Genomic DNA, 12632 nt, shown 5'->3' with positions numbered 1-12632 from the left:
CGCCTTCGGCAGGTCGCCGAGCACTCGCGCCAGCGCTTCGGCGGGCGCGCCGTCGTGCACGACGACGGCCCGCGGCTCGCCGGCGCGCCGTGCGCGCCAGTCGTCGCTCGTCCATACGCGCAGCCGGTCGGCGTCGAGCACCGCGAACACGTTATTCCACGGCGATCGCACGCTGCACCTCCTGAAACGTCGTCAGTCGCGCGCGAATCGCGGCGAGGCCCGCATCGCGCATCGACTGGTAGTCAGCGTTGTTCGCAAGCGCCTGCGCGCGCTTCTCGATCGAACGCTCGAGCAACGCAGCCTTCATCGCCGCATCGAGCGTCAGCACTTCGGCGAGGCCGATCCGGCCGTGATAACCGGTGCCCCGGCAGGTTTCGCAACCCTCTCCGGGCGTGACCACGTGCTTCAGGTCGTCGAGCGACGCACCCGCCAGATCGGCACCATCGGCCGCCGCGCCGCCGCAGCTTTCGCAAATGCGCCGCACCAGCCGCTGCGACACGACGCCGTTCAGCGCCTCGAGAAACGTCGACGGCTCGACGCCCATGTAGATGAAGCGGTCGATCACGCTGAAGCCGTCGTTCGCGTGCACCGTCGACAGCACGCGGTGGCCGGTGAGCGCCGATTGCACCGCGATCGACGCGGTCTCCTCGTCGCGGATCTCGCCGACCATCACCGTGTCCGGATCGTGCCGCAGGATCGCGCGCAGCCCGCGTGCGAAGGTGAGCCCCTTGCGCTCGTTGACGGGAATCTGCAGCACGCCCTTCAGTTCGTATTCGACCGGGTCCTCGATCGTGATGATCTTGTCGTCGCCGGTGTTGACTTCCGACAGCACCGCATACAGCGTCGTCGACTTGCCGCTGCCGGTCGGCCCCGTGACGAGCATCAGCCCGTACGGCCGGTGCGCGAGCGCACGCACGCGCTCGGCCGTCTGCGCGTCGAAGCCGAGCACGTCGAGGCTCACGCTGTCGCCGCGCTGCGACTTGTCGAGCACGCGCATCACCGCGTTCTCGCCATAGGTGCCGGGAATGATGGACACGCGGAAATCGATCTCGCGGCCCTGCATCACGACCTTGAAGCGGCCGTCCTGCGGCACGCGCTTTTCCGCGATGTCGAGCGCCGCCAGCACCTTGAGACGCGACAGCGTCTGCGCGGCCGTCTCGAGCCCCGGGATGTGACGGATCGACTGCAGCACACCGTCGATCCGGTAGCGGATCGCCAGGCCGTCGGGTACCGCTTCGAGGTGGATGTCGCTCGCGCGGCTCTGCAGCGCGTCGTAGAGGGTCGTATTGACGAGCCGGATAATCGGGCTTTCGTCCTTCGCGATGCTCGCGAGCGAGATCGATTCGATCGCCTGCGCGAGCGAATCGCCTTGCGCGTCGATGGTCACGTCGTCCATCAAACGCTCGTTCGACTCGACGTCGCCGAGCAGCCGCTCGACCTCGCCCGGCACGCTCATCGCCATCTGCACCGGCTGCGCTCCGAAGCGCGCGAGCAGCTCGTCGCGCACCTGGCGCGCGAACGGATCGGCCAGGACGACGCAGGCCGCGCCGTCGCGCTCGATCGGCAGCACGCGCCAGGTCAGCGCATCGTGCAGCGGCAGCAGGTCGAAGCGCGTCGGCGCCGCCTGCAGTGTCTGCGCGTCGACCGCGTCGACGCCGAGGCAGGCCGCCACTTCGGCCAGCACCGATGCGTCGCCGCTCAGCAGGCCGTCGACGTATTGCGCGAAGCCAACGCCGGATGCCTCCGATTCCGACTGCCAGCGTTGAGCGATGTGTTCCGTTTTCATTCAGTTTTCTCCTGTTGGTCAGCGGGTTCGCGACAGCCGGGTCGGCCCGGATCGCTATCCGACGCTGCCGGCCAATTCGAAGATCGGCATGTAGAGCAGCAGGACCACCGCGCCCACCGTCGCGCCCACCGCCAGCATCAGCACCGGTTCGAAGACCTTGCTGAGCATCTCGATCGCGCGGTCGAGCGCGCCGTCATGAAACTGCGCGATGTGTTCGCACATCCCGCCCAGGTCGCCGCTCTGTTCACCGACGCGCAACAGCCGTTCGGCAACCGACGTCGTCAGCGCATGCGCGGCGAGCACGGCGGCGACCGGACGCCCTGCGCGCATTTCGGTCAGCGCCGCCGCCAGCCGCCCGCGGAAATGCTCGGGCAACACCTTGCCGGACAGCTCCAGCGCGACGATCACCGGCGTGCCGCCCGCGATCAGCAGGCCGACGGTCCGGTAGAACCGCGTGAGCGCGAACAGCGCGCAGATGTCGCGCACTTTCGGCGCGCGCCACATCAGCCGCTGCGCGGCGCGCTTGACGGCCGCCGAGCGCACCGCCAGCCCCATGCCCACGAACGACGCCACGACCGCCAGCCCGACCGCCATGCCGTTTTCGCGCAGCAGGGTCGCCCACCAGAGCATCGCCTGCGCGGTCGCCGGCAGCGTGGCCAGCGACTCGAACACCACCGCGAAGCGCGGAATCACGAAGAACGCCATGAACAGCAGGATCGCGATACCCACGCCGATCACGACGACCGGATAGATCAGCGCGCCGGTGACGCGCTTGCGAACCTGTTCGATTCGCACTTCGTACTGTTGGTAGCGCTTCAGCACGACCGGCAACTGGCCGCTGCCTTCCGACGATTCGATCGTCGCGACGAGCAGCGGCGGAAAGATCGCCGGTTGCTGCGCCAGCGCCTTCGACAACGGCTGCCCTTCGACCATCACCGCGAGAATCCGGTCGATCACGTGTTTCGCGTCCTTGCCCGAATCCGCCTTGTCGCGCAGCGCTTCGAGCGCCTCGATCAGCACGAGGCCCGCATCGAGCAGCGTCGACAACTCCTGCAGGAACAGCGTCAGCGCAAACTTCGGCGCAGCGCGGCGGCGCCCGAAGCCCGCCTCGCGCCGGATCTCGACCACGACCCAGCCCTGTGCCGCGAGCCGCGCACGCACCTCGGTCTCGCTCGCCCCTTCGGCGGTCTGCTGCGAGACCTTGCCGTCGGCAAGCACCCGTACCCGAAACGTGTTCATCGCGACGTCCTCCGCCATTCGTCGAGTTTCGCGAGGCTCGCTTCACGATCGCTCGTCAGCACCCGGTATTCCTTCCAGACCTTGGTCGCGTAGGCCTTGCGGGCCGGCTCGCGCTTCGGCGAAGACCCGGCGTTGTACGCACCGACCGCGTTCCACGTGTAGCCGTGCCGATCGATGAAATCGGCGAGAATCGATGCGCCGGTGGCAATCGACGTGCACGGCTCGTCGATCAGCCGCTTGTGCGTCACGCCGACCTTGACCAGACGCGGCAGATGCGTGCTGTTGATCTGCATGAGCCCGATGTCGTAGGTGCCGTTCCGGTTCCGGTTCATCGCGCGCGGATTCATCGACGATTCCACTTTCGCGATCGCGACGAGCAGCAGCGGATCGATGCCATGCTGCTCGCCTGCCCAGGTCCAGCAATCCCTGGCAGCGACGCTGGAGGTGCCGGCGGCGAACAGCGCCACGGCGGCCACCCAGCGACGCAGGCCCTTACATGCCGTAGACGAGGTCTGCATCGAGACCACTCCCGCCGACCCGACCGTCGCGCCCGAGCGATACGATCTCCGCTTCGCCGTCGCGGCCCGGCACGTTCCACTGGTACACGCGGCCCCAGCCGTCCTTCGGCACGGCCTTCGCGAGATACGGGCCGTTCCAGCCGTCGGTGCCCTGCGGCGCCGCGACCAGTGCGTCGAGCCCTTCGTCTGCCGTCGGATAGCGGCCCATGTCGAGCCGGAATTGCGAGACCGCGTCGCCCAGCGTCTTCATCTGCGCTTCCGTCGACTTGACCTTCGCCTTGTCGACCTGCGAGAAGAGCTTCGGACCGACATAGCCGGCCAGCAGCGCAATGATCAGCAGTACGACCAGCAGCTCCAGCAGGGTGAAGCCCTTCTGGCCCCGTCGTTTCGTCCATTTCAGATAGTTCGGTTTCACGTCGTATGCCCTCGGTAGAGATCCCGGCGCGGCATCGCGGCCGGAGGCCGTCGTATCGCAGACGGCAGGTGAATCGCGCTTTCGCTGATGCGTATTCGATTGAAGGAAAGCGCCGATCGATGACGTCATTTTCCCGGGGGGCGCCCCGCGCCACCACCTTCCTCAACGAAATATCAATAAGGTTTTCAAGATGCGGGCCGGTACGCTCCGACCCAAAAAAAAGCCGCACGCATTGCTGCGTGCGGCTCGTCTCAATGCCCTTTCAGGTCGTTACTTGGCGCAGGCGCCCAGGTCCTTCCACACCTTGCCGGTGTGGTCCGCACCCGTCGAGGCCGGGCTGCCCGGAACCTCGTTCTGCGTCCACCAGCGCGCCTCGTACGTGCGGCCGTTGTGCTGCACCTTCGCGCCGCCCGTGTAGGCCGTGCCCTGCTTCCACTCGGCCTGGCATTGCGCGCCTTCACCGCCGCCCGCGTCGCCGGTCAGCTTGAACGTGGTGGTTTCCTGCTTCAGCGTGCCGCCTTCGATCTGCGACGTCGCCACGGCCGTGTGCTGGCCGGCCTTCGCGTTCGCGATGTCGACGCTCACGTCGCCCTGCATGCGCATCGTCGCCGACTTCGAGCCGACCAGCGAATTCGACGCGTCATAGACCTTCACGTTGACGTTCGTGTCCTTCGCGTGATTGAACTTCAGGAAGAACTTCGCGGTCGCCTTGCCGTTCTGGATCTTGAATTCACCGTTGTTCGAGATGCTGAAGCCTTCGTCGAGCCCGCTTTCCGGCTGGTGATCGATCGTCGTCTCGGTGCGCACGATGCCGCTGCCCTTCTTCGAGAACACGTCGTTCTTGCCGAGCGACGGCTCGATGCGGCCGTCGCGCTCGACGCCGGCCATCAGGTTCGCCGACTGCACGCGGTTGATTTCCTTCGCGAGCAGCATCGGCCACATGTTGCGCTCGCCCTGCTGCGCGGAGCCGATCGTCACCGTGGTCTTCATCGACGGCACCTCGCCGCTCGACTTGAACACGCGGTTCGTGACCTTGTCGCCGGCCTTCAGGTCCATGATCGGCGCGATGCTGCCGACGTTCGACCACGAGGGCTTGCCCGGATCGGTCGCGCCACCGTCGTCGGTGATGTTCAGGTCGGCGACGTTGTAGAACATGCCGGCCGTATCGCCGACGTGCCACGTCGTCAGCATCACGTGATGACCCTTCTTGTCCGCCGGAATCGTGCAGTTGTGCGGGCCGATCTCGTCGGCTTTCTTCATCCCGCCGTCGATCGTGCAGAACGGGTTCAGGTCGAACTGGTCGCGCGTGAGCTTCTCGTTCGGATTCCAGCCCTGCTTCGTCAGGTAGTACTTGAATTCCTTCGTCACGTGCGCCGCGGTGAAGGTCCATTTGAACTTCTGCGCGCCCGGCTTGATGCTGGTCTGCTTCCAGCGATCGACCGATTGCTCGTTGAGTTCGCTGAACTGCGTCACGCCGCCGCTCGCGATTTCGCCGTCTTTCGGGCCGGCTGCCGGGAAGCCTTGCTTGCCTTCGATACTTTGCGGCTCATAGGCCACCGAGCCGCAGTTGAAGTTTTCGATCTTCCCCGCCTTCGCGCTGCACAGCAGGCCGCGCGACGGCGGCTCGGACAGGTAGCCATGCGCGAATGCGGCCTGGGCGAAGAACATCGACGCGCAGGCAACGAGCGGCGACAGGGTAAAGAGGGTCTTTTTCGCAGTTCGGGTTCTCATCTGATTTCGTTTGGTTAAAAGTGGGTCAGGGTTGGCTTCGTTCGACGGATCGCGTTCGAACGTCTCGAGTGGCGTGACGCATGTTCTGCTGACGAAACGCTGAGTGAAGTATCGGCAAGCGTCTTTCAATCGAGAATCTTCCTCAACGATCTCTAAACGATTCCGTGCCGAGTCATCCGCAGTCCTGACATAGGCATGTCCCGCGTTGAGCAGCCCGCGTTTAGATTGCATTGAGATTCGTTGCCGCCCCGCCATCCACGAAGAAAAATGCGCTGGCATTCGCGACACTTTTTTTCAACACCAGGATGGATGGCTATCAAATTGAATTCGAAGAAACCGACTCTTGATCTCGTGGTTCGACGCCGCTCGCTGCGCCGCACGCACATCGCCTATGCGGCACTCGCCGCGGCCAGCGCACTCAGCTTTGCCAACGCGGCATTCGCCGCCCCAGGCAAACCCAGCCTGAAACAGTACGAAATCACCTCGCAGCCGCACGGCTTCGTCGAAATCGACATGCAGAAGGCAGGCGTCGCGCCGTACAAGGACATCGTCAAGCTGAACAAGAAGGTCGACGTGCCGCTGCCGTTCGACATCTGGAGCAACGGCACCGCGGTGAAGGCGGTCGCGCTGGTCGACGGCGTCGTCGACGCCACGTCCGAAGTGAAGATGACGCCCGGCGGCACGCAGAGCGGCCAGGTGGTCGCGAACGTGAAGACGCCCGGCGTGAAGAAGATGCAGGTGCGCGTGATCGACGCGAACGGCGCGGCGACCGACAGCGCACCGCTCGACGTGGTCGTGTTCGACACGATTCCCGAGCTCGCCGACGATCTGCCGAACAACGCGAGCAAGAACCACAAGCCGTACGCGAACACGTCCGGCTCGGTGGTCGGCACGTACTTCGCGACCTGGTCGATCTACGACCGCAAGTTCAACGTCGACAACGTGCCGGTCGAGAACCTCACGCACATGCTGTACGGCTTCATCCCGATCTGCGGCGGCGCGGACGTGAACGCCTCGCTCGCGAAGGACCTGCCGGGCTCGTTCAACACGCTCCAGCAGAGCTGCAAGGGCCTGCCCGACTTCAGCGTCGCGATCCACGACACCTACGGTGAAATGGCCAAGGCATTGCCGGGCCAGACCGCGAACTCGAAGCTCAAGGGCGTGCTCGGCCAGATGATGGCCGCGAAGAAACGCAACCCGAACATGAAGATCCTGCCGTCGATCGGCGGCTGGACGCTGTCCGATCCGTTCTTCAAGTTGCATGACCCGGCGAAGCGCAAGGTGTTCGTCGACTCGACCGAGCAGCTGCTGCGCACGTGGAAGTTCTTCGACGGCGTCGACATCGACTGGGAATTCCCCGGCGGCAAGGGCGTGAACCCGTCGCTCGGCGATCCGGTGAAGGACGGCCCGCTGTACGTGACGCTGATGAAGGAACTGCGGCAGATGCTCGACAAGCTGTCGCAGGAAACCGGCCGGACGTACGAACTGACGTCGGCGATCGGCGCGGGCAAGGACAAGATCGACGTGGTGAACTACAAGGAAGCCACGAAGTACATGGACTACATCTTCGACATGACGTACGACTTCTACGGTGCGTTCAGCCTGAAGGAACTCGGCCACCAGACCGCGCTGTATGCACCGGGCTGGAAGCCGGACACCGCGTACACGACGCACAATTCGATCAAGGCGCTGCTCGCGCAGGGCGTCGATCCGAAGAAGCTCGTGGTCGGCGCGGCGGCCTATGCCCGCGGCTGGACCGGCGTACACGGCTATGCCGACGGCAACCCGTTCACCGGCACGGCGACGGGTGCGCACAAGGGCCAGTGGGAGCCGGGCATCCTCGACTACAAGAAACTCAAGGCGGAGATGATCGGGCCGAACAACGCCGGCATCAACGGCTACGAGTACCACTACGACCAGACGGCAGAAGCACCGTACGTATTCAACAAGAGCACCGGCGAACTCCTCACGTTCGACGACGAGCGCTCCGTTCTCGCGAAGGGCGACTACGTGCGCGCACACCAGTTGGGCGGCCTGTTCTCGTGGGAAATCGACTCGGACAACGGCGACATCCTGAATGCGATGCACAAGGGCCTCGGCCACGGCAACGAAGGCGGCGGCGCGGAAAACCATCCGCCGGTCGCGAACGCCGGTGCCGCCATGACCGTCACCGGGCCGGCGACGGTGACGCTCGACGCGTCGAAGTCGCGCGATCCGGACGGCGACAAGCTGACCTACAAGTGGGACCAGGTCGCCGGCACGCCGCTGCCGCTCGCCAACGCGACGAGCGCGAAGGCAAGCGTCGACATTCCGTCGGTCAAGCAGGACACGAAGTACACGTTCCGCGTAACGGTCACCGATCCGGCCGGCCTGAAGGACAGCGCGCAAGTCGTCGTGACCGCCAAGGCCGACACGGCCGTGGAACCGCCGCCGGCGGAAAACCGCCCGCCGGTCGCGCAACTCGGCGGCCCGGCAACGGCTGAAGCCGGCCAGGCTGTCGTGCTGTCGGCCGAGAAATCGACCGATCCGGACGGCGACAAGCTGAGCTTCAAGTGGAACGTCCCGACCGGCATCCAGGCGACGCCGGCCGGCGCGAAGCTGAACTTCACCGCGCCCACGCTCGCGAAGGACCAGTCGTTCACGTTCTCGGTCACGGTCAGCGACGGCAAGCTGTCGAGCACCGCGAAGCACACCGTCCTCGTGAAGGCCAAGGATGCGGGCGGCGGCAACGGTGGCGGCGAAGGCGGCAAGTACCCGGCGTACAAGGCCGGTACGCAGTACAACGCCGGCGACATCGTGTCGAACCTCGGCAAGCTTTACCAGTGCAAGCCGTTCCCGAACAGCGGCTGGTGCTCGGGCGCGCCGACGGCGTATGAGCCGGGCAAGGGCTTCGCGTGGAACGACGCGTGGACGCTCTATGGCAACGACGGCGGCAACGGCGGCGGCGGCAACGGCGGCGAAGGCGGCGGTGGCGAAGGCGGCGGTGGCGGTGGCGGTAACGGTGGCGGCGAAGGTGGCGGCAGCGGTGGCAACCACCCGCAGTACAAGGAAGGCACGAAGTACAACGCGGGCGACATCGTTTCCAACAATGGCAAGCTGTTCCGTTGCAAGCCGTTCCCGTACACCAACTGGTGCTCGATGGCAGCCTGGGCATACGAGCCGGGCAAGGGCACCGCGTGGGACCAGGCATGGGATGAACACAAGGAGTAATGCCCGGTCCGGCCGGCGGCGTCATCGCGGCGCCCCGGTCAATCCGAACCCGCGTCTTCCGACGCACAACGGCTGATGCCGATATCGCCCTCGCCTCGCGCGAGGGCGTTTTCGTTTGGGTTTCGGTTGGCGGATGGGCGTCCGCAACGCTGCGGACGGTTGTGAAGATGCGGGCGATGCGCAAGGAATGCGCGGACCGCAAACGCCATCGCCCGTACCGATGTCGCCCCGGTGTCACGACATCGTGTCGATGGCGTCCTCGACCTTCCCGCTGCTTCGCGTCCGTGGTCGCGTCGCGCCTGAGGGATCGAAGTCCGGCTTGACGGCAGGTCCGTGTCGGAAGACGACATGCGGCCCCCGCGCCTTCGTCTCGCGTGCCGACGCGGCAGGCCATCGCCATACCGTCCGCTATCCCCCGGTTCACGGCGACGAGCCACATCCGCGAGTCTCGTCAGGTCGGCACCGCCCCGGGACGGCGTGATCGTCAAGCGGTCCGAAGCGTCGGCAGGCGCGCCGGTCTCGTCGTCCGCCGTGTCGCGACACGCGCCAGGCCCGAACGCAAAAAAGCCGGGCCCTGTGCGATACAGGGCCCGGCTTTCCATCCATCCGGTTCAGTCTTTACCCGATCTCGACGAAGCATGCGGCCGCACTACCGTTGCGGCCCGGCACGGCTCACGCGTCTTCGAGCGTTTCGGCCGCGGTTCTCGGCAAGCGCACGATGAAGCGGCTGCCCTGCCCCGGCGTCGACGTCACGTCGATCGAGCCGCCATGGCGCACGACCACGGCCTTCACGAACGGCAGGCCGAGGCCAACGCCGCGGCTGGCGTCGCGGTGCGAGCCGTCGACCTGAAAGAACGGCTCGAACAGGCGCGGCAGCGCGTCGGCGGGGATGCCGATCCCCTGATCCTGCACCGTCATCGTCACCTGCCGATCGTCGGCAGCGATCCATACGTCGACCACCGTCTCCTCGTCCGAGTACTTGATCGCGTTGTCGAGCAGATTGGTCAGCGCACGCAGCAGCATGTCGCGATTGCCGGACACGAACACGTCGTCGCCCTCGTAATGCGGGCCTTCGACGCGGATTCGCTTCGCGTTCGCGCTGTGCCACAGATGATCGACCGCCTCCGTCGCCAGATCGTTGGCGGACACGGCCACGTACGCGCGGGTGTCGAGATGCTCGGCACGCGACAGCTGCGTGAAATCCTGTGCGACGCGCAGGCTGTAGTCCACCAGCTTGTGCAGGTCCGTCAGGAAATCCTCGTCGGTCGCGCCGTCGGCGCGGTTACGCTCCTCGAGCAGCGACAGCACGGTCGACAGCGGATTGCGCAGGTCGTGCGCCATGTGTCGCAGCGTCAGCCGGTCGCTTTCGACCGCGGCCTTGATGTTGTGGATATCGACGAAGCAGATCATGCTCGCCGTGGAACGATGCTGTTCGCCGTCACCGAACGGCGTCACCATCATCATCTGCGTGCGCCCGTTCAGCGTCAGCTCCGCCGAGTGGATCTTGCCGCTCGCCTTCGCGATCTGCACTTCGTCTTGCGCGATCAACAGCACGTGCCGGACGGCCGCGTCGCGGTCACCATCGGTGTCGAACGTCTCCAGCATCGCGCGGCCACCCGCATTGCACAGCAGCAGCCGGCTGTGCTGTTCGACGAAGATCGGATACGGCAACGTCTCGATCATGTCGACATAGGCCGTCTGCCAGGCGCGAATATGCTGCATCGCGATCTCGACTTCGTCCGCGCTCGGCAGCTCGGTATCGGCGCCCGCCGCGTGCGGCACGCCGGCGAACGCATGCTTGCCGGCCAGCCGGTGCAGCAGCCCGTATTCCTTCAGCATGAACGTCCGCAGGCTGCCGGCACGCCGCCAGCCGCAGAACGCGAAAATCAGGGCGCACACGGCAAACATCGGCCCGAGCGGCATCCAGTACGCCCAATGCACCAGCAGCACCAGCGAGACGGAGACGAACGTGGCCATCCACGCGATCGCGAATGCGTACATGCGCCAGCCCGGCACCAGCATGCAGATCAGCAGCATCCCCGTCGCGACCGCGACGCTGACGCCGACCTGGATCGCCGCCGGCTCGCGCCGCAGAATGCGGCCATCGAGCAGCGCCTGGGTCACCAGTGCATCGACCTCGACGCGCCGCAGCCGCCCCCCTTTCGACGTCGACAGGTCGTACACACCGGAGAGGTCCGACATCGCGTCGCCGATGAAGACGATGCGACCGCGCCACGCCGACTCGGGAATGCGCCCTTTCAGCACGTCGACATATGAATAGCGATCGAGGTCGAAGCGTGCAGGCAGGAACAGCGCGAGCGAACCGGTCTCGACATGCCCCAGATTCGACACATGGTCCTGCACCTGGTGATGCACATCGCCGGCCGGCAGCGACGCGCCCGCCACGCGAATCGCCTCCAGCGCCACGTGCGGCAGTTCCGCCTCCGCGTTGTCCGCATGAATATAAGGCACGATGCCCTGCACCAGATGGTCGCTGCCCAGCATCACGCTGCGCTGGCCGATGGCCGCGGCCGCGGCGCGCAACCGCGCCTCGGGCAACAGCACGGTGTCGGCACGCGTGGCCTCCTGCGATACGTGGGCAGGCAGCACGACGCGCCCTTGCCGCGCGATCGCGCCCGCCAGCGCCCGATCGCCGGACGCCGCGCTGAACATCGTCATGTCGAGCACGACACTCGCGGCGGCACCCAGCCGATCGAGCACCTGCGCATGGGACGTGCGCGCGTAGCTTTCGCCGCTGCCGAGTTCGGCAATCGTCTTCTTGTCGATCGAGATGACGACGACCTCGTCACGATCCCCGTGATCGACGCCGGTCACCACCAGGTTCCAGTACAAACGGTCGAGCGGCGACAGCAACGCCTCGGCGGTCGGCGTGCAGCTGAGCACCGCCAGCAACACCGCGCCGGCCGTGAGCGGCCATACGGCAGGTCGAACGGATGTTGCAATTTTCAAGACTCGATTGAGCCAGTCAGGCATGGTTTGGTCCACGTTATTGTTTTATTCGCCCGAGTTCGTTGCAGTCGCGCACTTCCTGCATGATTGCGGCCATGGCCACATTTTTCGTCGCGCTCGCGATCCCGCCACGCGACTAGCGCTCAGGCGGCCCCGGGTCCCTCAACAGGCAACCGCACGGCATGCTGCCGCGGGTTCCAATGTCGCCATGTTGCCGGAACTATCTCGATTTTTATTAGGCACCGGGTCCAATTAGACCTTGTCCCACATGGTTTATATTTCGTTTCGGACTTGTACTAGTTTTTTCCATTCGGACGGTCGTCAGGACGCGTCGATACCGTACCGGTGCGACCCGTTCGGGACCTTCGATCCCAGGTGAGTTCGTGCAGGCAATGCGATTGTTTGCCCCAGGTTGTTCCCTCGTGAAGCGATCCTGCCAAACTTTGACGAGCGGCGGGAAGTTTTCAACATGTTTTTCCCGAACGAACGGCTTGCCGGCGCGCGTCGAGACGATGCAGGCGTCGGGCTGAATTTTCGCAGCGAGACGGGCCAGCTGCGGTTAGTGTGTGGCAGACCGTTCGAGATGGACATTTTTCATCGCTTTCGATGAAATAGTGTTGACAGGCCCTTCGGACGCGCTATAATTGCGTTCTTTCGCGATGCAGCAACAAGCGAAACGTGCCCAGGTGGCGGAATTGGTAGACGCACTAGGTTCAGGTCCTAGCGGTGGCAACATCGTGGAGGTTCGAGTCCTCTCCTGGGC

Annotated in this window: 7 protein-coding genes and 1 tRNA gene; 2 read left to right on the top strand and 6 right to left on the bottom strand. The window is 65.3% G+C overall.

Features of this window, described 5'->3' with window-relative positions; translation table 11 throughout:
- Positions 1-151 precede the first annotated feature (151 nt).
- The 5 genes from G3N96_RS34415 to gbpA all read right to left on the bottom strand — a co-directional run bounded on the left by G3N96_RS34415 (position 152) and on the right by gbpA (position 5689).
- Entirely contained in the window at positions 152-1786 is a 1635-nt protein-coding gene (locus G3N96_RS34415) for a GspE/PulE family protein (protein ID WP_206139962.1), read from the bottom strand.
- A 54-nt stretch (positions 1787-1840) separates the two neighbouring features.
- The gene (locus G3N96_RS34410) at positions 1841-3025 is read right to left on the bottom strand and encodes a type II secretion system F family protein (RefSeq protein WP_175237221.1); all 1185 of its coding nucleotides are present in this window, start codon (positions 3023-3025) and stop codon (positions 1841-1843) included.
- On the bottom strand, positions 3022-3543 hold the full coding sequence (locus tag G3N96_RS34405; protein ID WP_206139961.1) for a lytic transglycosylase domain-containing protein: 522 nt from the start codon (positions 3541-3543) through the stop codon (positions 3022-3024). Before G3N96_RS34405 ends, G3N96_RS34410 begins: the two co-directional genes overlap by 4 nt.
- Positions 3518-3958 carry a type II secretion system major pseudopilin GspG gene (gene gspG / locus G3N96_RS34400; RefSeq protein ID WP_089425248.1) on the bottom strand — a complete coding sequence of 147 codons (441 nt, stop codon included), beginning with the start codon at positions 3956-3958 and terminating at the stop codon, positions 3518-3520. Before gspG ends, G3N96_RS34405 begins: the two co-directional genes overlap by 26 nt.
- A gap of 270 nt (positions 3959-4228) precedes the next feature.
- Positions 4229-5689, bottom strand: coding sequence for an N-acetylglucosamine-binding protein GbpA (gbpA, locus tag G3N96_RS34395; protein ID WP_124584138.1), 1461 nt, complete (start codon positions 5687-5689; stop codon positions 4229-4231).
- Positions 5690-5998: 309 nt separating this feature from the next.
- Here gbpA and G3N96_RS34390 point away from each other — a divergent pair, with 309 nt between their 5' ends.
- Positions 5999-8899 (top strand): glycosyl hydrolase family 18 protein, encoded by a 2901-nt coding sequence (locus G3N96_RS34390; protein WP_206139960.1) that lies wholly within the window; start codon positions 5999-6001, stop codon positions 8897-8899.
- Between the two features lie 672 nt (positions 8900-9571).
- Here G3N96_RS34390 and G3N96_RS34385 read toward each other — a convergent pair.
- Positions 9572-11869 (bottom strand): CHASE2 and HATPase_c domain-containing protein, encoded by a 2298-nt coding sequence (locus G3N96_RS34385; RefSeq protein ID WP_241022956.1) that lies wholly within the window; start codon positions 11867-11869, stop codon positions 9572-9574.
- Between the two features lie 680 nt (positions 11870-12549).
- Between G3N96_RS34385 and G3N96_RS34380 the strand changes: the two genes are divergently transcribed.
- Positions 12550-12632: transfer RNA gene (locus tag G3N96_RS34380), tRNA-Leu, on the top strand.

This window comes from Burkholderia sp. Se-20373, assembly GCF_017104705.1.
In the GTDB taxonomy this organism is placed as follows: Bacteria; Pseudomonadota; Gammaproteobacteria; order Burkholderiales; family Burkholderiaceae; genus Burkholderia.
This window is presented reverse-complemented; position numbering and strand designations above follow the sequence as displayed.